18 protein-coding genes and 1 tRNA gene are annotated in these 23,606 nt (G+C 41.0%); 10 read left to right on the forward strand and 9 right to left on the reverse strand.

What is annotated here, in order from left to right:
• Nucleotides 1–114 precede the first annotated feature (114 nt).
• Nucleotides 115–657, reverse strand: a complete 543-nt coding sequence (locus ACE1AT_RS04440; protein ID WP_374866092.1) for a DUF2267 domain-containing protein — start codon at nucleotides 655–657, stop codon at nucleotides 115–117.
• Nucleotides 658–1,033: 376 nt separating this feature from the next.
• On the opposite strand from ACE1AT_RS04440, the gene ACE1AT_RS04445 reads away from it, so the two are divergent.
• From ACE1AT_RS04445 to ACE1AT_RS04455, 3 genes are all read left to right on the forward strand, one after another.
• Nucleotides 1,034–3,184, forward strand: coding sequence for a peptidase domain-containing ABC transporter (locus tag ACE1AT_RS04445; protein ID WP_374866093.1), 2,151 nt, complete (start codon nucleotides 1,034–1,036; stop codon nucleotides 3,182–3,184).
• 24 nt (nucleotides 3,185–3,208) lie between these two features.
• Nucleotides 3,209–4,621 carry an HlyD family efflux transporter periplasmic adaptor subunit gene (locus ACE1AT_RS04450; RefSeq protein WP_374866094.1) on the forward strand — a complete coding sequence of 471 codons (1,413 nt, stop codon included), beginning with the start codon at nucleotides 3,209–3,211 and terminating at the stop codon, nucleotides 4,619–4,621.
• A 261-nt stretch (nucleotides 4,622–4,882) separates the two neighbouring features.
• Nucleotides 4,883–5,083, forward strand: coding sequence for a hypothetical protein (locus tag ACE1AT_RS04455; protein ID WP_374866095.1), 201 nt, complete (start codon nucleotides 4,883–4,885; stop codon nucleotides 5,081–5,083).
• 265 nt (nucleotides 5,084–5,348) lie between these two features.
• On the opposite strand, the gene ACE1AT_RS04460 is transcribed toward ACE1AT_RS04455, so the two are convergent.
• Nucleotides 5,349–6,245, reverse strand: coding sequence for an alpha/beta fold hydrolase (locus tag ACE1AT_RS04460; protein WP_374866096.1), 897 nt, complete (start codon nucleotides 6,243–6,245; stop codon nucleotides 5,349–5,351).
• A 215-nt stretch (nucleotides 6,246–6,460) separates the two neighbouring features.
• Here ACE1AT_RS04460 and gshA point away from each other — a divergent pair, with 215 nt between their 5' ends.
• The 4 genes from gshA to ACE1AT_RS04480 all read left to right on the forward strand — a co-directional run bounded on the left by gshA (nucleotide 6,461) and on the right by ACE1AT_RS04480 (nucleotide 12,064).
• On the forward strand, nucleotides 6,461–7,597 hold the full coding sequence (gene gshA / locus ACE1AT_RS04465) for a glutamate--cysteine ligase (RefSeq protein WP_374866097.1): 1,137 nt from the start codon (nucleotides 6,461–6,463) through the stop codon (nucleotides 7,595–7,597).
• A 464-nt stretch (nucleotides 7,598–8,061) separates the two neighbouring features.
• Nucleotides 8,062–8,523: a tRNA (cytidine(34)-2'-O)-methyltransferase gene (locus ACE1AT_RS04470; protein WP_374866098.1), complete on the forward strand. Its 462-nt coding sequence runs from the start codon at nucleotides 8,062–8,064 to the stop codon at nucleotides 8,521–8,523.
• A 966-nt stretch (nucleotides 8,524–9,489) separates the two neighbouring features.
• Nucleotides 9,490–11,820 carry a peptidoglycan DD-metalloendopeptidase family protein gene (locus tag ACE1AT_RS04475; RefSeq protein WP_374866099.1) on the forward strand — a complete coding sequence of 777 codons (2,331 nt, stop codon included), beginning with the start codon at nucleotides 9,490–9,492 and terminating at the stop codon, nucleotides 11,818–11,820.
• A gap of 170 nt (nucleotides 11,821–11,990) precedes the next feature.
• Nucleotides 11,991–12,064 (forward strand) — tRNA-Met (locus tag ACE1AT_RS04480).
• Nucleotides 12,065–12,162: 98 nt separating this feature from the next.
• On the opposite strand, the gene ACE1AT_RS04485 is transcribed toward ACE1AT_RS04480, so the two are convergent.
• Entirely contained in the window at nucleotides 12,163–14,304 is a 2,142-nt protein-coding gene (locus tag ACE1AT_RS04485; RefSeq protein WP_374866100.1) for an amylo-alpha-1,6-glucosidase, read from the reverse strand.
• A 266-nt stretch (nucleotides 14,305–14,570) separates the two neighbouring features.
• Between ACE1AT_RS04485 and ACE1AT_RS04490 the strand changes: the two genes are divergently transcribed.
• On the forward strand, nucleotides 14,571–15,170 hold the full coding sequence (locus ACE1AT_RS04490) for a peroxiredoxin (RefSeq protein ID WP_374866101.1): 600 nt from the start codon (nucleotides 14,571–14,573) through the stop codon (nucleotides 15,168–15,170).
• Between the two features lie 258 nt (nucleotides 15,171–15,428).
• Nucleotides 15,429–16,004 (forward strand): peroxiredoxin family protein, encoded by a 576-nt coding sequence (locus tag ACE1AT_RS04495; RefSeq protein WP_374866102.1) that lies wholly within the window; start codon nucleotides 15,429–15,431, stop codon nucleotides 16,002–16,004.
• A 213-nt stretch (nucleotides 16,005–16,217) separates the two neighbouring features.
• Here the strand turns inward: ACE1AT_RS04495 and ACE1AT_RS04500 are convergent, their stop codons facing one another.
• From ACE1AT_RS04500 to ACE1AT_RS04515, 4 genes are all read right to left on the reverse strand, one after another.
• Nucleotides 16,218–17,219, reverse strand: coding sequence for a DnaJ C-terminal domain-containing protein (locus tag ACE1AT_RS04500; RefSeq protein WP_374866103.1), 1,002 nt, complete (start codon nucleotides 17,217–17,219; stop codon nucleotides 16,218–16,220).
• 459 nt (nucleotides 17,220–17,678) lie between these two features.
• The gene (locus ACE1AT_RS04505) at nucleotides 17,679–18,134 is read right to left on the reverse strand and encodes an AAA family ATPase (RefSeq protein ID WP_374866104.1); all 456 of its coding nucleotides are present in this window, start codon (nucleotides 18,132–18,134) and stop codon (nucleotides 17,679–17,681) included.
• A 127-nt stretch (nucleotides 18,135–18,261) separates the two neighbouring features.
• Complete coding sequence (locus tag ACE1AT_RS04510) at nucleotides 18,262–19,551, reverse strand: glucose-1-phosphate adenylyltransferase (protein ID WP_374866105.1); 1,290 nt, start codon at nucleotides 19,549–19,551, stop codon at nucleotides 18,262–18,264.
• 166 nt (nucleotides 19,552–19,717) lie between these two features.
• Nucleotides 19,718–20,029 (reverse strand): hypothetical protein, encoded by a 312-nt coding sequence (locus tag ACE1AT_RS04515; RefSeq protein WP_374866106.1) that lies wholly within the window; start codon nucleotides 20,027–20,029, stop codon nucleotides 19,718–19,720.
• Between the two features lie 681 nt (nucleotides 20,030–20,710).
• On the opposite strand from ACE1AT_RS04515, the gene ACE1AT_RS04520 reads away from it, so the two are divergent.
• Nucleotides 20,711–21,202 carry a hypothetical protein gene (locus ACE1AT_RS04520; RefSeq protein ID WP_374866107.1) on the forward strand — a complete coding sequence of 164 codons (492 nt, stop codon included), beginning with the start codon at nucleotides 20,711–20,713 and terminating at the stop codon, nucleotides 21,200–21,202.
• 83 nt (nucleotides 21,203–21,285) lie between these two features.
• Here ACE1AT_RS04520 and ACE1AT_RS04525 read toward each other — a convergent pair whose 3' ends face one another.
• Together ACE1AT_RS04525 and ACE1AT_RS04530 are read right to left on the reverse strand one after the other, a co-directional pair.
• Nucleotides 21,286–23,166, reverse strand: coding sequence for a trypsin-like peptidase domain-containing protein (locus ACE1AT_RS04525; RefSeq protein ID WP_374866108.1), 1,881 nt, complete (start codon nucleotides 23,164–23,166; stop codon nucleotides 21,286–21,288).
• Nucleotides 23,167–23,172: 6 nt separating this feature from the next.
• Nucleotides 23,173–23,496: a CU044_2847 family protein gene (locus ACE1AT_RS04530; RefSeq protein WP_374866109.1), complete on the reverse strand. Its 324-nt coding sequence runs from the start codon at nucleotides 23,494–23,496 to the stop codon at nucleotides 23,173–23,175.
• Between the last annotated feature and the right edge of the window lie 110 nt (nucleotides 23,497–23,606).

Here is a 23,606-nt window from a genome sequence, read left to right on the forward strand (position 1 = left end):
TAGCGTTGACTTGCACAGAATAGAACAATCGTACTGTTTGATTCACGGGAAATCAGTTAACAGTTACCAGTTAACAGTTTAATTTGATAACTGATAACTGATAACTGATTAGTACTACGCTTGTTCCCAAAGTTCGCGCACGTGACCGGGAAGCCAGCTGGCAATTTCTTGAATTCGCTCTTGGGAAAGTTCTTCTTTGGTAGCAGAGAATACAGCTTTTACGACTTGCTCACGATCAGCTGTGCGTGGTAATCCTCCTTCGTTAGCGACTCGGAATAGGAAGCGATCGCTATCGATTTTGAAAATACCAGGGCCTTGCCAAGGTGGACGTACCCGGCTCAAAAAGCCCACGATAGGATTGGTATCTCGCCAGAGTTCGGCTACTTCTAGCTTTTGGAGTTCTTTCTCTTCTGTAGTGTAGGCTGGTTCATGTAATTCCGCTTCGACATGATCGGCCGCTTCTGTGGTCATTAAGTCACGCATGACGCGAAACACAACTTCAGTCAAATCTCTAGCATCATAAGGATCAGCTAGTCCACCTCTGACCATGACTTTTTCCAGAAACGATCTGTGTTCGTCTGCGATCGCAACTCTAGTATCTTCAATCTCAGTCGGATCAACTTCCGGTATGTCTTTTCTTAAAGTTTCGTCCGGCATATTTTTCCTGTGTTTTCTAGTATTTAGCAATAATGCTCATTTACTAAATTGCACTAGTTAAAAATGCTTAACACCGTTCAAAGGTTGGAGAAGCCCGGTAGCCAAAAGTTAGAGATTATTCTAGTTCTTCCTATTTCCCAGTGACATCAGGGGAAACGTCTCCTTAATTTTTCTTTGATGCGACTCTGTACTCTGGTTGCATATAGTCTTGACAAATAACAGATACCAGATAATTTGTAGATGTAAACAATTTACTGAACAATTAAATTTAAAAATATACATCATAGATTTATTTGATATCAAAATCTAGATTCTCATATAAATAAATTAAATTTGCATTATTTATAAAGTAACTTTAAATAAGCATTTTAAGTTTATGAAATATGCTCACGTCTTACAACATAACAAAGAAGATTGTGGCGCCGCTTGTCTTGCTTCAATTACAAAATTTTACGGACGTAATTTTACTCTCAACCACATTCGTGAAGTCGTAGGTACTGGACAATTTGGAACAACTTTGTTGGGGCTAAAACGAGGCGCTGAAAGACTTGGTTTTAATGCTCGTCCTGTTAAAACTTCACCAGAAATTTTAAACCGAATCAATAAAGCACCCCTACCAGCAATTATTCATTGGCAAGGTCATCATTGGGTAGTTTTATATGGTAAAAAAGGCAAAAAATGTGTAATTGCTGATCCTGCTGTAGGACTGCGGTATCTGTCTCCACAAGATTTAGCAGAGGGTTGGACAGACTGGTTAATGCTTTTACTACAGCCAGATCCAATCAGGTTTTATGCTCAACAGAGCGATCGCATCGGTGGTTTTTGGCGTTTCTTCAAGCGCATCTGGAATTTTCGGACGATTCTGATTCAAGCCTTACCCCTTAATCTTATTTTGGGATTGCTATCTTTAGCTTCTCCTTTTCTGTTACAAATTCTCACTGATGATGTGCTAGTTCGAGGTGATACAAAACTCCTCACTACCATGGCGATCGCTGTGGTATTCATGAATGTTATTTCTAGTAGTCTATGTTGGGTACAGTCTAACTTAATTGCTCACTTCGCCCAAGGTCTGCAATTGGGTCTAGTTTTAGAATTTGGGCGTCAAATTCTACAATTACCACTCTCGTATTATGAAACTCGTCGGAGTGGAGAAATAGTCAGTCGCCTACAAGATATTAACCAGATTAATCAACTAGTTTCTCAAATTGTTGTTAGTCTGCCTAGTAAATTTTTTATTGGGATAATTTCTTTGATAATAATGGCTTATTATAGCTGGAAACTGACGATACTAGCTCTTATAGTTTCTATACTAATGGTCATATCTACAGTTATCTTCCAGCCCACTCTACAGCAAAAAACTCGTGATATTTTAGTTACAGAAGCCGAAGCTCAAGGTGTTTTAGTCGAAACCTTTAAAAGTGCGCTTATTCTCAAAACTACTACAGCATCACCGCAATTTTGGGAAGAATTACAAAGCCGATTTGGGCAAATTTCTGTTCTGACATTAGGCACAATGCAGATTAGTATCAACAATCATATATTCTCTACCTTAGTTTCTGGTGTTGGTAGTATTGCTTTACTTTGGTTTGGTGGAAATTTAGTGATTAATTCAGATGAAAACCTCAGTATTGGGCAACTACTTGCATTTAACTCGATGAATAGTAATTTCGTCAGCTTAATTACTACTGGTATTATTTTTATAGATGAATTGACTAAAACAAAAATCGCCACACAACGCCTTGCAGAAGTTATAGATACTACTCCAGAAAATCAAGATGATGAGAAAAAGCAGTTTGCGACAATTTCTGAAGATGCTAACCTGATTTGTAGTAATGTTAGCTTTCATTACCCTGGTCAAATTGAACTACTAGACAAATTTTCTTTAACGATTCCTGGTGGTAAAGTTATCGCCATTATTGGTAAATCTGGTTGTGGTAAAAGCACTCTAGCTAAAATCATGGCGGGTTTATATCCACTCAACTCTGGTAATATCCGCCTTGGAATTTATAACCTAGAAGACCTGAGTTTGGATTGTCTGCGTCAACAGGTAGTTTTAGTTCCCCAAGACGCTCAATTTTGGAGTCGTTCTATTATTGAAAACTTTCGTTTAGGAGCGCCGGAACTTACATTTGAGCAGATTGTGAGAGCTTGCCAAATAACAGAAGCAGATGATTTTATTAGTAAATTTCCTCATAAATATCAAACTGTTTTAGGTGAGTTTGGCGCAAATATTTCTGGTGGACAACGCCAACGCCTAGCAATAGCAAGAGCCATTGTTACAGACCCACCAGTGTTAATTTTGGATGAATCAACTAGCGGACTCGATCCAGTCAGCGAAGCGCAAGTTCTAGATCACTTACTCAAGCATCGTCATGGTAAAACCACGATTTTGATTACCCACCGTCCCCAGGTAATTAATCGTGCTGACTGGATTGTAGTGCTAGATCAAGGGAAGTTAAAAACTCAAGGTTATTTAGCGCAATTACGCTGTCAATCTGGAGAACATTTGAAATTTTTAAATCCTTAATTATTCATACTTATTCGCGTAATTATGCTCTACACTCATAATCAAAAAGTTCTGACATCAACGCCAAGTGAAGAGTTTCTTCCGCCTGTTAATCGCTGGACATCCTTAGCAGGAATTTTTCTTGTCGGGAGTATTGTCGCTACCATTAGTCTATGTTCATGGATTAAATACAATGTGACGGTAAAAGCTACTGCTGTTGTGCGTCCTACAGGAGAAATTCGGTTAGTGCAATCAAAAATTGAAGGGATTGTTAAAAGTATTTTGGTTACAGAAAATCAATTAGTTAAACAGGGAGAGGCGATCGCTTATCTTGAAGATAAACAATTACAAATCAAAAATAACCAACTGCAAGGTAATATCCAACAGGATAAATTGCAAATAATCCAAATTAATGCTCAGATTAAAGCTTTAGATTCCCAAATTCTGGCTGAAGCAATAGTAGCAGAACGGACAGTAGCTTCTGCTAAAACAGATTTGCAACGCAATCAACGGGAATATCAACAGCGACAAATTACCACCAATAGCGAATTACTTGTAGCTCAAGCAAATTTGCAAAAAGCTCAAGCAAACTTGCAAAAAGCTCAAGCTGATTTAAGTTTTGCAGAGATGGATCGCGATCGCTATCAACACCTAGCACAAATTGGTGCAATTGGAAACCGGGAATTTGAGCAGAAAAAGCTAGTTGTGAAGCAAACTCAAGCCATACTTAAAGCTGAAGAAAAAGCTGTTGATATCGCCCAAGCTCAAATGCAATCAGCTAAAGCTGCTGTTAATCCTAGCACTGCTACAGTGGCGATCGCTCAAGAGCGCATTACCCAAGAAACTGCAAGAGGAAAAGCAACTATCGCTTCTTTAAAAAAAGAAAAACAAGCCTTAATTCAGCGTCGAGTTGAAATAGAAAACCAACTCGGACAATTTCAAAAAGAACTCCAGCAAGTAGCCAATCAACTGCAAGATACTATTGTACGAGCAACTAGTGATGGTATCATCCTCAAGTTCAATTTGCGAAACCCTGGTCAAGTGCTAAGAGTTAGCGAAGCGATCGCTGAAATTGCTCCTAATCATGCTCCTGTTGTTATTAAAGCAATCATTCCGACTCAGGAGATCAAAAATGTTGCAGTTGGTCAAAAAGTACAATTGCGAATAGATGCTTGTCCTTATCCTGATTATGGAACTCTCAAAGGAGTTGTTGAAGTTGTTTCTCCAGACACAATTACACCTACAAGCAACAATATAGATGTGGCAAAATCAGGATCTACAACTTCTGCTGTTAGCTACTTTGCAGCAACTATTCGCCCCCAAAGTCTCACATTTGGAAATGGTGAGCGCCAGTGTCATATCCAATCAGGGATGCAGGTAAAAGCCGACATTATTTCTAGAGAAGAGACAGCACTGCAATTTATGCTGAGAACAGCCAGGTTAGCTACTGATTTATAGATCAGGACACAATACGTACAGGTAGTTAGCCAATAATCTTACTAGTGAATACGAATCCATACAAGCAAATCTTTCTATTTCCGCCATTTTCATGCCAATCATCTAGCAACTATTAGTGTCAGGATCTTCATTAATTTATATTATCGTTATTATCTGAGAAATTTAATAGTTTATGATTGCATGAAAGTCGTATATCAATTTCAAAAATACTGATTTTAGAGAATTATTAGTTAGAAGTTAAATTGAGTTGGAGAAACAAATATGCGACTTACAAAGCCAAAAAAGCATGTTCAAAGCACACAAGAGTTTACCCATGAATTTAAACTCTTTGAAGACTTAACAGATGAGGAGATAGAGAAAGTATGTGGTGGTGTTACGAAATTAGAATTTGAAGAATATAAAACTGATTTCAAATTTGCCAAGGTTGAGGTTACAGCAGAATTTCTAACTTTGAAATTCTAAGATAATTACTGGATATATACAATAATAATGCTTAAATATTTATACTATTTAAGCATAGAAAATATTTACTTTTTACTTGATTTTTCACCAGAGAAGTTTCTTCTACTGGTGTTTTACATTAACGTGAGTTCGAGAAATATTCTCAGACTAAACAATTAACTCGCCCGCAAGTAAACTGCGCGGCTCATAATCTAAGTCTACTAAAAGTAGACTGATTCAAGTGGGTTTTTGCTATGAGCTAGTAATTTAGGGCGCGATAGTCGGATCACACACAATCGTTTAACCACTCCACAATCTGTGAATTCACCACATCCGGTACTTCATCATGGGGACAATGGCCAGCGCCAGGAATGGGGACAATTTTGATATTTTGACCATTCTCTCGCGCTTGTTCGTAAATCTTAGCACCAGTGATCGGTGTCCAAGGATCATCAGCACCCCAAATGACCAGCAGAGGATGTTCGACTTTCGGCAATAGTTCTTCAGGTCTGGGCCCAGGAGGCGCGGTAAGGATGGATGCAAAAACTTTTTGCGCTCCTGGATCACACGATGGCGTATAAAGCATATCTACCAAGTCATCAGTAACGGCTTGGCGATCGCGATATACTTGGTAGAGAGTACGGCGAATTTGATGTTTTTGGCGAATGCGGTTAAATACAAATGTCCCCGTAATCGGATGACCAACCAGTTTATTAAAAGCAGACATCACAACTCTTAGTGGTGGGTTCAATTCGTGGGGACGATGACTCAAACCCCCCGCAGAGTTAATCAATACCCCACCCGCAACAATTTCTGGATGTTCAGCTAATACCATCAAACTTAAAAGTGCGCCGATGGAATTACCAATAAATACGGCTGGTTCGTTAATATGGCTTGTCCAAAAGTCTTTAAGTAGTTCCACCCACACTTCCACTGTGTAATCAATGGCTGCTTTCTCAGAACCACCAAATCCCAATAAATCAAGAGCAAATACTTGATAACCAGCATCGGCTAAAACGGGGATATTTTTTCGCCAATGGCCAATACAAGCACCAAAACCGTGAACTAAAACTAAGGGTTTACCTGTTCCCACGACGGTGTATTGAATTTTATAGCCTTGCCAAGTCCAAAAGTGTTTTTCAAAACTGGCTGTTGTCGGTAGCTGCTGGATATTTACAGTCATTATTAAGATTAGTAAAGCTTTTCTTTATATAAAGCTAGTAGTGAGGACTTTAGTCCTCTTTCATCGCTATTTTAAGGGCTGAAGCCGCCGAATACAAAATTTTCATGTAGGCGATCCCCTTTCCCCCAATCCCCAACTCTCCCCAAAGTACAATGCAGAAAATCGTCTCTTTGGATACAATTTAGAAGTAAGGAGAGCCGAGGAGAAGGATTAAGGTGCTATTAAAAGGCTTTGAGATAGAGATGTACACTGGCACGCCTAGTGGTGAAATCGTCGGTCTCTCTGACAAGATCACTGCGTCTTTGGATGGATACGTGCGGGAGCCAGATAGCAGGAATGTAGAGTATATTACTGCACCCAACCATAATTATGATCAATTACTGTGCGCCATCTTACGTCCTCGGCTGAGGCTGCGAGATTATCTCCAGCAATTGGGCAATTATACTCTCATCCCAGGTAGCACTTTGTCTTTGGGTAGTAGCGATCGCTTCTTTCGTTCTGACCCGATAAATCCTTATCATACTTATATCGAGCAAACCTACGGCACAAAAGTAGTTACCGCTAGTGTTCATATTAATATCGGCATCGATGACCCAGAACTACTTATGCGTGCTTGTCGGTTGATTCGGCTAGAAGCACCATTATTTTTAGCCTTGAGTGCTTCTTCTCCTTTCTTAGATGGCAAAGCGACTGGCTATCATTCCACTCGTTGGGGCGTATTCCCACAAACACCCGCCCATGTACCGTTATTTAGTAGTCATACCGATCATATTCAGTGGGTAGAACAGCAACTAGCAGCCGGAACAATGCAAAATGTTCGTCATTTGTGGGTATCGGTACGACCAAATGGCGATCGCCGTCCTTATGATTTAAATCGGCTAGAATTGCGAATTTGCGATTTAGTGACAGATCCGATTTCCTTATTAGCGATTACTGCTTTGCTAGAAGCACGTCTGTTACAACTAATCGAAAATCCCCATCTTGATCCTTTAACTCAAAGTACTTTCTCGCCAGAGGAACTTATCTCTTTAACTGCTACCAATGAAATAGCAGCAGCTACTTCTAGTCTTGATGCCCAACTGCTACATTGGCAAGATGGCAGAACTATCACCGCTAGAAATTGGCTTGCTGAACTTTATGAGCAAGTGTGGCCACTAGCTAAACAACATGGCTTCAGTTGCTTCCTTTCACCTTTACAGAAAATTCTCCGGGAAGGAAATGAAGCTCAACAGTGGTTGCAACTTCATGCTGTTGGTTTTAGCACTAAAGCCACAATTATTCAAGCTATCGGCGCGACACGAGAACGTGAAGCAGAACTAGAAGGTAAATTATGCGTCTCCTCAATGGCGTAAAAAGCCATTGATTTTAGATTTTGGATTTTAGATTTTGGCTTGATAAGCCAAAATTATTCTTAATTTTGAAATTTGTACGCCCTTGGTGTTCCCCGTAGGGAATTTTGAATTGTTTTCTCTCCCTTCCCTTGTCCCCTTTATCCCCCTCCAAGACAAGACTTGTCGGAAAAAACCCACAGTCGCTAAGAGGGGGTTGACACCCCACCCCTAATCTCTAGGAAATTGATAAACTCTCCAGAGATGTAATCATCTATCTTCGGGTATAAAAAATCATCTTCTAGAAAAATAATATTTTAACCACTCTCAGAGAAAATTCTGAGGGATTTCTTTGTTTTGTTTTAAATTTCTAATCAATTGTGATAGGTTGATATTTATTAACAAAAGCTATAAGAAGCCTATATCAACAGATAGATTTGAAAATTTTTATACTTTACCTTTTAAAGATACTGTGAAGATGGGAAAAAATGCCTCAGGTAGTTCTAGTTAATCCTCTTATACCGCCGAATACAGGTAATATTGCTCGTACTTGTGCTGCCACAGGTACAGAACTACACTTGGTTGGGCCTTTAGGATTTGAAATTAGCGATCGCTATCTTAAAAGAGCCGGTTTAGACTACTGGCCACATGTCAAGCTGCATTATCATGAGTCTTTAGAAGTCTTGAAAACCTTACATCAGCTAAGGGGAGGAAGATGGCTAGGATTCAGTGTGCGCGGTAATTATAACTATGCCAAATTTCAATTTCAAGCAGATGACTGGCTGCTGTTTGGTAGTGAAACTACAGGTTTAGCATCAGAAGTGATTGAGATGTGTGATTCCACTCTCTACATTCCCATGAGTCAATCTCAAGTTCGCAGTTTAAATCTTTCTGTGAGTGTTGCTGTGGGCTTGTTTGAAGCACATCGCCAGTTGGGTTATTTAGAATGAATCACAGAATACAAGGAGTATATAAATTTACACTTTAAGTGAATATACTTTCAAGTTAATCAGCTCTTAAGTAAGTCGGCGAGAAAAATTCTATGTATATGAAGAAATATAAATAGGCTGTAGGGGACGCAAAAAGCGGCGTGGATCTTCCTCTCGCTTTATTACCGTTGGCACACCTTGAATTCTTGATGGTGCGTGCGCTGCGCGACAACACACCCTACATTGAAATTTCTTAACATAGCTAGAAATATTAGCGCCGACTTACTTAATGTATCTAGTAGATATATAGATAAAATTCTTCTGTAGTTTAGTTAAATAAACAGTAAAATATTATACTTAGCAAGTAAAATAATCATAAACTCTAGATAATAATACTTAGAAAGCTCTATAATCACTTATAAGAAATTTGTATATGGCAAAAGACAGAATTGGTGAATCGAACGATAGATTTTTATGAACTAGTTTTTTTTGATCTGAAGGAACAAAAATTACGAAACTATGTCAGATTAACCATTTGAGCAACTTTGTAAACCATTCATTGGTTGTAGGAGGGTAAAGGAGCGTAAACATGCTTATGAGTTGATACGGTTGTGTTTTGGGGAATAATCAACTTACAGTCTCATGTTGGGATGACGGATTGAGCGAAAAACCTTTGAATATTCTTGAAAAATATCTATAAGCGCTAATTTGCTCTTCCAAGCAGTCCTGACAGTAAGTTTTGAGACAACTATAAAGACCAAGACGTTGTAAGTTATGAACAGTGACCAGACAAGCAAACAAAAAATAAATTTTTTACTAAATTTAAAAAATGTAAACTTGTCTAAATTGAAGAAGCAAGTTAATCTTGCCTAAGTATCTCTGTTCAGTGTGATCCTGATATGTTGTTTGATGTGATCTAAATCATTGACTAGTACCCGACTCTAATGTCGAGGTCAGTTAAGCGCTAGTGTTCATAGGAGGTCGTCTTTGAAACGAGCATTAAAAAAGAGAGAGAAGGCTGTGTTAGAAAACACCCAAAGTGAGGAAGTATCGGTGGAACAGCAGAACCCAATTAATTCACGTATTCACCGTCTAGTGCCAACAAAAGCCGCCATGATTGGCTTGGCAATCTCAATGGGAGCGACTAGCCTTTTGGTGACTCGACAAAGCGATCAAGCCCTAGCAGCAGAACCAGTAGGCAATCAAAATACAGCCTCAACTCTTCCTGCTGCGGCCAATACAGAATTGAAAATTGCTCGTACAAATAATTTCAAATCCGAAACCGGATCATTGGTGAGCCAGCCTGAAAATCCTGTTTTAGTTGAACCAACAGCAATTTCACAGGTGCCTGGGCTGGGAGTAAAATGGCAGGTTGTCACAAATGGAATATCTGTGCCATCTCATACGCCAGTTGCAGTACCAACCAACGCAAACAGTCTGCATATTCCTAGTGCCAAAAACAATACACAAACAGCCACAAAGCAACTTGACACTGTTGGAACATTATCTAATGGTTATGGAGTAATCCAAAATCAAACCACATCCTTATCCTTTGCTGCTCAACCACAAACAGTGGTAGAAAATAATGCAATTAGCAGTGAAGTAAATGCCCAACTGAAAGCACAGCAAGAATTTGCACTCTACCGCTTACAGGAAAAATCAGATCGCTTAAGAGCCAGTCTGGCACAAATAAGGTCTGAGGGAACTACACAATTACCCAAGGTTGCTTTAAATCAAGCTCAATCAACGACAGCAGTTACTAAGCCATTTTCACAAGACACAAGCAACACTTTTACACTACAGTCCCAAACGAAAAGTGATGTAAGCCAAGCTAGCCTTGTGTCTAGATTGAAGCAGCAAAAAAATACGCTGAATACCACTACAACGGCTGTCACACCAACAGCTACCACTCCAGTAATCACACCTACCGTGACAGCAGCGAAAGTAGTCACTCCATCGGCTAGCGCTGGCTATGAAGTCAAGCCAGGAGATACATTAGCAGCGATCGCACGCGCCCATGGTACATCAATATCAGAATTAGTTAAGGCAAATCGTCTTAATAATCCCAATCAACTACAAATTAATCAAAAGCTCAATATTCCTTCCACTGAAGTAAGCAAAGCTACCACCCCAACACCAGTAGCGATTAACTCCAGTGCTTTTGAATTGAGTCATAATTCAAAATTTACCAATACAAGACCTAATTCAGAAATTGCTGATTCCAGCATTTCTGCAATTGAGTCATCACCTTTAAACAATCAAATTCCAGCCAATACAGTTAACACGGAATACAATTCTACTGATTCGACAGCAAACACAACTACCACAAAAAATGCTTATGGCATGGGTGGTGATAGTCCCATACCCACTGCTTTTACCGAAATGCAGTTGGCTAGAAGACAAGATACTACCAAATCAAAGAATGCCAAAAATACAAATCCACGTCTAAACAGCTTAAAAGCGGAAATTGAGAGATTACGAGCAAAATACCGCGCTCAACAGTCTGGTAGCACAACTGTGGCAGAGGAAGTTAGCAATAACAATGATGCTGTACAAATTCCAGTTGCTCAACTCAATAATTTTGCTGTACCAATTAAAGTTTCCAGACCTACTGGCAACGTAGTAGTACCTACCTCAAGCATTAAGGCTAATGCGCTACCAGTGTTAATCCCGGTTCCGAAACCAAAGGGAGCAACCTACAGTGTGCAGCCGAGTAATGCCTCATTCCGCTCTAATAGACAGAATAATGAGCCAATTAATCCAGAATTTGTTGCCAATCAAAGTAAAAAGATAGCAACACCTGGTGTGGGTGGAGATGTGCCTCAGTCTTTTAATGCAAAACGAGGGACTCAAGTTTCTCCAGAATTACCACCATTAGCGGCAGTCGATACATATCTGCCCAAACCAATTGAAGAAATCACACCTACAGCCAAAGGCTATATCTGGCCAGCTAAAGGAGTCCTCACCTCTGGTTACGGTTGGCGTTGGGGACGGATGCACAAAGGAATTGACATAGCTAACGGTACTGGTACACCGATTTATGCTTCCTCCGGTGGTATTGTAGAAAAAGCTGGTTGGAATAACGGTGGTTACGGTAACGTTGTGGATATCCGCCATACTGATGGCAGTTTGACTCGTTACGGTCACAACAGCAAAGTTTTGGTACGGGTAGGTCAACAAGTAAACCAAGGTGAAATGATTGCTGAAATGGGTAGTACTGGCTTTAGCACAGGCCCACATAGCCACTTTGAAATCCATCCATCTGGCAAAGGCGCAGTCAATCCTATGGCCTTCTTGCCAGCACAACAACGCATATAGTTTATGGTTATCTGCTAGTAAATCACCCACACTGGCTTTGAGTACTAAGTACAGTGTGGGCTTCCAAATTTTCACCCATAAGCAACAAAAAAATTTCAAAATTTCTAGGTATGTAAGACTAGCAATTACAAAACTAGTATGCTATATTTAGAGATCAGTGAGAAAAGTTTGGCTCAGTAGCTCAGTAGGTTAGAGCGGGGGACTCATAAGCCCTAGGTCGTGTGTTCGAATCACACTTGAGCCACTAAAAAATGAATAATCTATCTATGTGCATCGGTGGTAGATTTATAAAATATAAATTTTGTTGTGATTTCAATTCTCATCAGTCGTAATTTTGAATTTTTAATTCCGAAGGTGACGGAGTACCTCAGCAACTGACCAAGCTTGAGCGATCGCTCCTCTCGGTGTGTGTGGCGCATCACCATCAAAAATCTCAGAAATTGAGCCAAGACAGCCGTCAGTAAGAAAATGTTCTAACAGAGGTTCCCACTCAAAAGGTAACGGTTCTGTGCCATAAAAACGTTTCCAAGCTCGAATAAAAGGGCCAATGAGCCAGCACCAAACAGTACCTTGATGATAAGAGCGATCGCGCTGTTGTGGATGACCTACATATTTGCCAACATATTCCTGATCACCTGGATCAAGAGTACGGAGACCATAGGGTGTGAGTAAACGTTCAGTAGCTACCTGTAATATCTGACGCCCCTGTTGAATAGAAAACGCACAGTGGGTAAGGGAAAGAGCAATCACAGCATTAGGGCGAATCTGAGAATTACGGCGATCATCCGGTTCTATAGTGTCATATAAGTATCCTCGCTGGGAATTCCAGAACTGTTGGAGTGAGTCTTTGACTTGTTGAGCTTGCTGGTTATAACGTCGAGCTTGTTTTGCAAAACGACTTGTTTCGGCGACAGTTTCTTGCTCACTCAAAATTTCTGCCCACCGAGAAGCCCAACATAAAGCTGAGTACCACAAAGCATTGATTTCTACTGGCTTACCACAACGGGGTGTGACTGGTTGTCCATCAACGACTGCATCCATCCAAGTTAAGGCTACACCACGAGCATCCCAACCAATTAATCCATCGGTAGCATCAACTTGAATGTTGTAGCGTGTACCACCAATAAAGGCTTTATAAATTTGCTGTACTACTGAGTATTGTTCTGCTAGAAACAACCAGTCTTGTGTTGCTTCTAAATATAGTCCTAAGCTTTCAATCCACCACAAAGCCGTATCAATACTATTGTAAACAGGTTCACTTTCCAGACTAGGAAACATATTGGGAATCAAACCGTGGCGACAGTAATGTCCAAGACTCTGTATAAGTGCTTTTGCCAAGCCAAATCGCTGCGTCAGCAACGCTATACCTGGTAAAGCAATCAAGGTATCACGTCCCCGATCATTGAACCAATGATAACCAGCTATAAAAGTAGGTTCACGATTAGAAGTTCGCAAAACGACAAACTGATCGCTTGCTTTTAGTAATTGCTGCCAAATAGGGTACTGAGTACTGGATACTGGGTATTGGTTACTAGAATAATTTTTCAAATTCATCAAGTCCCTAGTCCATAATCTCCAATCACCAATCTCTTTTTCATCCCATCCAAATACCAAAGACAGCCGTTCTTGTTCTGCCTCAACAACTTCTCCAAAGGTATCGTCAGTCAGAGAACTTTGTAAAATGTCGGGAAAACCCACCTTTGCTTCCAGAGTAACTACATCCCCTGGTGCAAGCGTAACTGTTAAATAACCAGGACTGTAGAGGTCTTCGCGATCGCTCAATCCTCGTCTTGTCTCATCTGGTAAATGGTAATTCCAATACCAAAATCCATCTGGTTGGTAACTGCCTTGTGTCCAGCGCAAGTGCCAAGGTGTGCCAAACTCTCCTGAGTTGATTCCTTGAAAACAGACTTGTCTTTGTCCTAGCAATTGCGAGAACTGTAACTGTGGAGTGGCTTTTTGCTGGTTGTGAAAATCGCGATCGCTGATCAGCAGTCGTAACCTCAAAATTGCCTGATCCCTACCCTCATAGCGATATTGAATTAAAAGGCGATGACACAATTGGCATTGGGCATCGGGCATCGGACATTGAGCATTGGAAGAAAAATTACCTCCTCGTCCCCCTTGTCCCCCCTCCCCCTCTCCCCATCCGTTGGGCATTACCAACTGCCTAGTTAGCTGCCAGTCATCTTGGCCCCAAACCCATTTGGGAACTGGATTAATATCAAAATGACGTAACAGTTCGTAACCTGTCGGATCAATCTGACCACTACCCCAAAAATTTGTCCCCAATGCTATAACTTGCTTTGGTAGTTCCAAACTAGCTTCTAGATGCGAAAACAGTAGGGTACGTCCAGAAGGCGAATTAGTCACAGCAAATAACCAACCATGATAAGTGCGAGTGCGGACATCAGAAACCGTACCACTGGCAAAACTTCCCAAGCCATTCGTGAGCAACCATTCTCTTGTATCTAAATCGACCATTTGCTACTCAAAATCGTTATGAGTATGATATAGTTGTAACAGTTCGTAATTAAGCTGTCAGGGCGTAAACAGGTAAGTATTACCTATACACCCAAGATGAGCGGGCAGCTAGTACTTAGCCAACCCAAAATTCAGGGTATTGGTTGGGAAAGAATTGCGTAGGTTAGAGGGTAAATTATGCCCCTGATACTATAGTTCTTTTCCAAACCGCCAAAGAAACTTTGGCGAACTACTAGACGAAAATAATTTCCAAGGAGAATTAGTATATGTCTACAGAAGGATGCCTCCGTGTTGGTCAATCAGCTCCCGACTTTACAGCAACTGCTGTGGTAGATCAAGAATTCAAAACAATAAAACTTTCCGATTATCGCGGTAAGTATGTTGTTCTGTTTTTCTATCCCTTAGACTTTACCTTTGTCTGTCCTACAGAAATCACAGCTTTTAGCGATCGCTACGAAGAATTTAAAAAGATTAACACAGAAATACTAGGTGTGTCTGTTGATAGCGAATTTTCACACCTAGCATGGATTCAGACCGATCGCAAGTCTGGAGGTGTTGGTGATCTCAACTATCCCCTGGTGTCCGACATCAAGAAAGAGATCAGCAGCGCTTACAACGTTCTTGATCCAGCAGCTGGCATAGCTTTGCGTGGTTTGTTCATCATCGACAAAGATGGTGTCATCCAACACGCGACCATCAACAACCTCGCCTTTGGTCGTAATGTAGATGAAACTCTGCGGACACTGCAAGCTATTCAGTACGTGCAGTCTCACCCCGATGAAGTTTGTCCTGCTGGTTGGCAACCTGGTGACAAGACCATGATTCCTGACCCTGTCAAGTCTAAAGTTTACTTCTCTGCTGTTTAACTAATTCGCCGTAAGTCCCCCACTGAAACTGTAGCCAGGTCAGTGCTAGGATTGCTGCATAGTTTATTCCGGTTGGGATTGGCGTTAGGCTTATCGCCTAGCCAATCTATCTGACTCAAGATGTCAGATATATCTAATAAGTTAAAGTGACCACAGAGATACATATATGCACACAGATATCAATTAATCAGTGGCATTTTGTATTTTTTCTGTGGTTTGTTTGTGTAATAGCTTTGATATTTTTATTGAGGATAAATTATGTTAGTTTCAACTGATTTTAGCGGTTTATTTAATGAGCGTTTTTTCCGTAATTTTTTACCTATTCCAGCTGCTAATGAAATACCATTAGGATTTTTAACACCAGATTTTAAACTACCAGATATCACCAATAACACTTTAATTAAATTATCAAATTACAGAAATAAGCAACCAGTATTACTTGCTTTTACTCGAATTTTCACAGAAAAACAATATTGTCCCTTTTGCTATCCCCACATCAAAGCCTTGAATGAAAACTACGAGCAATTTCAAAATCAGGGCATAGAAGTTTTGATGATTACTAGTACTGACGAACGGCAAAGTCAAATAGTTGTGAAAGATTTAAGCTTAAAGATGCCGTTGCTGAGTGATCCTACCTGTCGAGTGTTTCGCACTTATAATGTTGGGCAAGCTTTGGGAGCACCTTTACCAGCACAGTTTGTTTTAGATCAAGAAGGTAGGCTTCGTTATAAGCATTTGTTTTCTTTCTTAGACCACAATGCGAGTATCGAGACATTGCTAGAGCAATTTGATGCAATGGCTAATGAGAAAAATACAATTAATAAGAAGAATTAGTGGTTAGTAGCTAATTGTTAGTAGCAATCCGATTTGATTCCTGAATTACTCGTGGAGGCAGGGAACAGGGAACAGGGAACAGGGAACAGGAAAGAAAGAATAAAGGTGTACTGAGTTTTTTTCAAAAATCAAATAGGAGTCCTATAGTTAATAGTTATTAGTAAACAACTAACTACTAACAATTCCTAATCCAAAATCTAAAATCCAAAATTATTACAGCCTAATATTTTGCAAATTACTGCGGGGGTTAGAAGTACGAATAGTACGGATTTTTTCATAATACTCCCGCTCTTGTTGACTGATATCTCTGGGAGTGGCGATCGCAATTTTTACTAACTGGTCACTACGTCCACTTTTGGGTTGTGGCCAGCCTTTACCACGTAGACGCAAAGATTGACCAGAACGTACTCCCGCAGGTAGCTTGACATTCACACTACCATCAGGAGTAGGTACTTCTATAGAAGCTCCCAAAACCGCTTCATCTGGGGTAATTGGCACTTCGCATACCAAGTTATCACCTTCAAACTGGAAGAAGGGGTGAGACTGAAGCTCAACTTTTAGGTACAAATCACCTCGCTGTTGCGTTAGGGGACTGATTTGACCTTTACCACGCACCCGGAGGCGAGTACCAGGTTTTGCACCGGCGGGAATGCGGACATCAATAGTTTCGTTACCAAGATTAAAGCGCTTTTGTACACCATGAAACGCTTCGGAAAAAGTCAAAGAAATGATGGCTTCGCTATCTTGAGGCGTGGCTGCACCAACATCTTGGAAACCAAAATCACCATAACCACCAGCATAACCACCAGGTCCAGCACCAGTAGAAGTGCGGTAGCTATAGGATTGTCTGGTGCTGCGAGTACCACCTCCACCGAAGCGTCCTAATAATTCGTTGATGAAATCATCAAAACTACCGTATTGGCTAAAGTCAAAGTTACCCATATCAACACCAGCACCGCCACTGGGGAAACCTTGACCAACTTGTTTCCAATATTGACCAAATTGATCATATTTTTGCCGTTTATCTGGATCTGACAAAACCTCGTAGGCTTCATTAATTTCTTTGAAGCGTGCTTCTGCCTGTTTATTGCCAGGGTTAACGTCAGGATGATATTTGCGGGCTAATTTCCGAAAAGCTTGTTTAATTTCATCTGCACTGGCAGTTTTATTAACTCCCAAAACTGCATAATAATCTTTAAAATCGGTTGTAGCCATCTACAATACTCCTCTAGTATTTAACTTTATGTTTTTTTGTAAAATAAGGGTTTCGCTATCCTACACTATTGGTTTGTCAAGTTTGAATTAAGGGTTGGTAGTAAACACTTTAGTGCTTAAAAATAAAGACTACCCTGCGGGAACGCAGCGCGTACAGTCTTTAGTACAAACTTTCTTATCCATCAATTTAAACCTGACAGAGTACTAGGTAGAACATTAGATATAATGAGTCTGATTTTAAATTAACAAACCTTAAATAAATTCGAGTTCGGTTGTTGCTGAAATGTGAGGGCAATTTCCGTACTTTTTAGGGAATAGGGAATAGGGGATCAGGGATTGGGGATTGGGGATCGGGGATTGGGGATCGGGGATTGAGCATTAATGTTTATTCTCTCCCTTGTCCCCCTGTCCCCCTTGTCCCCCTTCCCTTGTCCCCGATCCCCGATCCCTGATCCCCAATCAGTAGCAAATCAAGTAATCTAATCCTTCTTCTAAACTGGGAGGAGCATCGCGCAATTGACGATACATCCGAAAAATCACATCTTCTGGTACTTGGCGTTCCCGTCTTTGATTGCGTGCTAAACATAACCAAACAGGGGTTTTTACCCAAATCCCGGTAATGTGAGTAAAACCAATATCGCGGACTAAGGTAACGATTTCACGGCGATGGCGTCGTTGAGCGTTAGTAGCATCATAAATTACTGTACTATCCGTAGCGATCGCCCTGTGAAATTGCCGCTTAGTTTCTTGCCAAATCAGCAGCCAAGATCCTTGGATTGATTCATCACCAAACAGTTGCCCCCGGATGGCATCGGTAGAAACCAGTTGCCTCTGGGGACATTGAGTCACTAATTGCTTTGCCAAGGTTGACTTACCGCTACCAGGAAGACCAATTAGTAAGAATAATTTTGTCATTAGTCTTTTGTCCCTAGTCATTAGTCTTTTGCCCTTTGACCAATGACCAATGACTATTGTACAGACGCGTAGACCAGAGTAAGAGCGGCTTCAAGGTAAGAGTATAATCGCGTCTAATAACTAATAACTAAATTATTGTTCCATCAGGAATGACGGCATTTTTCAGCACAACGACAATGCCACTACGGATGTAGAAACCTTGACTTTCACGCTCGGCTTCTTGGACATTATCTTTGTTAATGATTTGTACATCAGAACCGATGTGAGCATTTTTGTCAATGATAGCCCGACGAATTATTGTGTTAGAACCGATACCTAAAGGTACGCTACGATGCTCACAATCAGACTGGCGTTCGGCAAATGGCTGATACATGTCCGCACCCATAATCATAGAATCTTGAATGATGCAGCCAGATTCAATCCGCGATCGCACTCCTAACACCGAGTTTTCAATGCGGCAATTTTTGAGAATACTACCTTCGCTAATGATTGATTGGGTGACGTGACAATCTAACAATTTGCTCGGAGGTAAGTAACGAGCGCGAGTGTAAATCGGTGCTTGCTCATCGTAGAAACTGAATGGCGGACGGGGTTGCTGAGTTAAAGTCAGATTTGCATTATAAAATGCTTCAATTGTTCCAATGTCTTCCCAGTAATCATTGAATAGGTAAGCTTGAACGTTGTGATCGCCAGCTGCGTCAGGAATAATCTCTTTGCCAAAATCAGTCCTTTCGGAAGCTTCTTTCAACAACTTGATCAAAACATCTTTTTTAAAGACATAGATTCCCATAGAGGCGATATATGGTTGCTGTTCGGCTTCTTCTTGGCTTAAGCCTAAAACAGTAGTATCAACCTGCATTTTCTTTAAAGCTTCGCCTTTGGGCTTTTCGCTGAAGTCAACAACCCTACCAGATTGGTCGATTTTCATCAAACCAAAGTCTGAGGCGCGACGTTCATCGATCGGTATAACTGAAAGGGTAATATCAGCCCCAGTTTCCCGATGACGCTGGATAAAATGACGGTAATCCATGCGATACAAATGATCGCCTGATAGTATCAAATATTCATCTACATCCCACTCTTCAAACAGCCATAGATATTGACGAACCGCATCAGCTGTACCTTGGAACCAACTGAGGTTTTCTGGTGTTTGTTGTGCAGCTAAGACTTCAACAAATCCTTCAGTAAAACCAGCAAAGCTGTAGGTACGAGCAATATGGCGATTCAGAGAAGCCGAGTTGAATTGTGTCAGGACGTATATTTTGAAAATTTCAGAATTTATACAATTACTGACAGGGATATCTATCAACCGATACTTACCTGCCAGTGGCACCGCTGGTTTAGCACGTAGTTTGGTGAGCGGATAAAGGCGGGTTCCTGCACCGCCACCGAGAATGACTGCTAAAACTTTTTTCACAAGTTTGCTCCCGACTGCCTTTCAACTCTCAACTACAGTTTAGGACTGTATGCGGCAGCTGGTAAGGGGGGATCGAAAACAAAGTTTAGTTAAGTTTTCGGAATGCTGCCGAAGAAAAATGGTATTACCATCTGTTACAAAACGAAATTAGATGTATCAATTAATATTAATATTTGTTAATACTGATACTCTTCAGTCCCGTCTCTCCATCTACCAAACGCAATTTTTGCGATAGTTTCAGATACTGCACCCAAGGTTGTTCTGAGAGTTTAGCAATTTCATTTAGAGATAGAGTAGCCGAAAACACGTCTTTTACTTCAGTGATTCCACTTACTCCTAAATTTTTTAAGATAGCTGCTGCATTGGAAGTATCTGTCCCTGGTTGGGTGTGGATAAAAACCACTAAACTACGTTCATCTGGATCTTGGACTTGATTGAGCGTCATCGCAAGGGCGGCGTCTAGTTTCTTATAGTTCATTTGAAAATCCCCTATAAATACCCTATCTATGCTTTTTAGCCAGACAGATGGAAAGCGGGGTGAGATATTAGCGCCTTCCAAGGAACAAAAGACAAGCTAATCTTAGCCTGCCCTAAAACCAAATTATCAAATTTATAGGTCTAAATTGCCTATCTTAGTGTAGACTTCACCTACACTTGTCTACGATTAATTCAGATTCACTGCTTTAATCAGTTTAGAACCACATTTGTGATTGAGGATTCCCGCTTGCTTGAAAAGATTTTGTGAGCGATCACAACGTCGTCGCTACCTTTAGACATTAGTTGAATATCACCCGATCTTACATAAAGGTAATTTTGGTGACCAATCATTTCTTGATGGTACAAGCCCCCAGATTTATCTGTGGATCAAATCCACGCATCCACGCATCCAAAATCCTGTTAGCGGATGACAGATGCAGATAATGCGCTCAAGCTGGTACAGAAAACAAGGTTAAAAATTTTGACTAATGGGAAGATACACGTAGAAATTATCTACTATTTGGTTATATACACCACAGCAAAATAAGGTCAGGAAAGACAAATCATGATAGAAGAATCAATATCTATAAACCTAAAGCAACCTTTAATAAAACAAAAGGCAGTTAGAGATATTCTGATATTGCCATCTGAGGAGTCTATATCAACAATTGGAATTGACAGGGTGCTAGAGATTGCAAAGGTAGCTGTGAGAAATGAGCTAGCTGCTTTTGGCTACTCTGGGAAGGAACTGATAGGATTGCGGGTAGAATGCGAGGTTTTACAACCTGGGAGCCAGGGGCCAGGGGAAATTTACTCATTTGAGTGGAAGCAGCCAGATCCAGAGCAAGAGGCAAGCCTCTTGGCGGCACAACCCGAAGTTAACCGAATGGACGATTCTGTCGCATTGGACTTGGCTCAACGACTCAGTGAGCGCATTGATGAGGCGATCGCGGAGTTCAACCCCTTAGCTGTTACGGAAGACAGCACAATCACCACCTCCATACACACGAACTTCAGATCGGTCATTGGAATCGGTTTTAGGTATAGATGCGATCCAAAATGTAGAGATGAGTCAGGGCGAGAATGTAAAAGACGATTCCAGTTGGACGCTACTAGATGGATACCGGGAGATTGTACGACGAGACTCTGTAATATTCCTCGTCGCCGCTCCTGAGCCTTCTAGAATATGAGCTTGGTGAGAATGCAAAGGACAATGGCGGCAGTGGGAAGACAAAAAGTGGAAACTAAAGCATTTTACTAAGATACCCTGTAATCTCCATTTACTAACGCCGCCTGCATAATAGTCATAATCGTCTTAATTACGTTAGCTAAGTCCGGTCTTTTTTTGGCAAGAGTACGCAATTGGTCGAAAACTTCAGCTTGGTTATCCTTGTCTAAGGATAACTTAACCTTCCGGTAAGTCTGCTCAGCTGCTGCTATTTGTCCTGCTTCCAACTGGGCTAAACCCAAAAAGTGATAATTCATCGGGTCTTCAGGTTCTAATTGGCAGACAATTTGTAGCTCCTGAGCAGCAGCAGCAGCCTTGCCTTGGTTTAAATATATATCTGCCCGGTATTTCCGAGCCTCTACAGCAGAAGGTGATTCAGGCTCGGAGTTAATTATCCGCGTATATGCTTTGAGCGCTTCTTGTGGCTCTTGCAATCGCTCGTGGAGGAAGCCGAGATTCACAAGAGCCTCATACTGTTTCTCATTTAGGTCTGATGCTCGCTTGTAGGCTTGTATTGCCTTTTGACAATCCTTCCAAGTAGCTTGACAGTTTGGGTCAATTGTTTTTTCGATCAACATTCCTAAGAATAAATAAGCTATTGACAATACCTTGGCATTGCGTTCGTTGTTCTCATTCAGTCTGTTTAATTTTGCATTTTCCAAAGCCGTCTCAAGTATCTTGCGAGCCTCTGGAATTTTTCCCTTGGCTTTGTATATCTCACTCAACACGTAGGCAGTCATTACAGCTACTCGCTCTGGCCAATATTGTGTTTGTGACTCAGGTTTCAAGGCATCAACTAAGTTTTCTGATAGCGAGGTGAGGTGTCTTACTTCCAAATTTTCCACCTTCAAGAAAACTTCTAATGTCGAACTGTCTACACGACCCCAGATAATCACTGCTGCTTTTAAGTTTTTGCCTAGTTCATGAGCATCTCTGGACTGTGACACCTTCTTACTGATGGGGCAAACCTCAACATTTGGCAGTTTTTGCTTCTCCAGTCGTTCTAAGAGTCGCTCTTCTGTAAAAAGCCCATTAGTTGGGACTTCGCCAATATTGTCAAAATCAGCTACGCCAATCACCAGTTTTTTTTGCTTAAGAGCTTGAGAAAAGCAAATTGGCTTTCCTATACCAACCATCTCGCGAACTGGGGGTGTTAAAAGGACTGTTCCACATAGAAAGGAAACTAATACCAAACCAAACCATGTCCAAGGGTGAGTACGCCAAAATCGAAAGCGTTTTTTTTGTGTCAGGTGCAATGGTGGAATGGTTCGCTCACCCAATGCCGTCCAAGCCGTTGCTATTACCTTTGTTGGTATCATAAAAGCAACTTTGGCTTCTGGGCGCTTCTGATCCGCTGCTACAGCCATCCCGACTATGCCATTGAGTTGTTCATCCCACACAGGAGCGCCACTGAAACCAGGTTCTAAACGGACTCCTGTTTCTTTCACATCTTCTATCTGCACCCAGCCAGTTCCTTGCTGTCCGCGTAGCACACCAGTAGCTTCTAAGCCGTCATCATGTCCAGCAGGAAAGCCAAAAGTCCGGAAGGAATGCCCTCGTAAATCTTCTTCTATAAGTAAATCTACAGGTTGGGCAGTTCGCGGAATCGGACTATTTATTTCCAATGCAGCAATGTCTTCTTTTCCCTTGACCGAGGTTGAACCTTTTGGTGGAACTGGTCGCCAGAAAACCACTCGTGCAGTTAACTTTTCTTCAGATGCCACTAGAGGAAAGTCTAAAAAGACATCTTCAGTAGGTCTTGTTTGCGTCTCTCTAGAAATTCCTAGTGCATCAGCAACGACATGGGCACAGGTGATAACATGCTTTTCAGATACTGAAAAGCCAGCACCAACAACTACTCCATTAGTCTTACGAATTCTGACAATTGCTGATTCAAGTGGCGATGTCATCTAAAATCACTTTTGATTCCATTTGAGGGTGATTTCGTAGTTTCCTTCAACGCTAGCACTAGCAATAATTGCCCCAGCTTCGGCGCTCATTTTGATGCCGAACTTTACTTGGACTTCATCGGCTGGTTGGTTTAAGCTACGAAGTTTGTTGATAATAGTGTTGGCTATAGGCTTGACTCTTTCCAAAGCTGTCTCAAAAGTTTGTTCAGTTTTCAGCAAGATATCTTCTTCTCGACCAATTCGTCCTATGCTGTCTTCAGATTCTGGCTGTTCTACTTCTACTAAGATGTAGCTACCATCTTCTAAAGGAAATTGAATTAAGCGTTTCACAGATGCAACTTTTCCTCTTAATGCTTAAAAGCTGACTAATAATGCTTTTGAGTCCCTAATGGATCTTGAACATTGTTCAACACTGCGCCAAGACCATGTTTAGCTTTTGA

It is taken from the genome of Pelatocladus sp. BLCC-F211 (assembly GCF_041928655.1).
Classification (GTDB): domain Bacteria; phylum Cyanobacteriota; class Cyanobacteriia; order Cyanobacteriales; family Nostocaceae; genus Pelatocladus.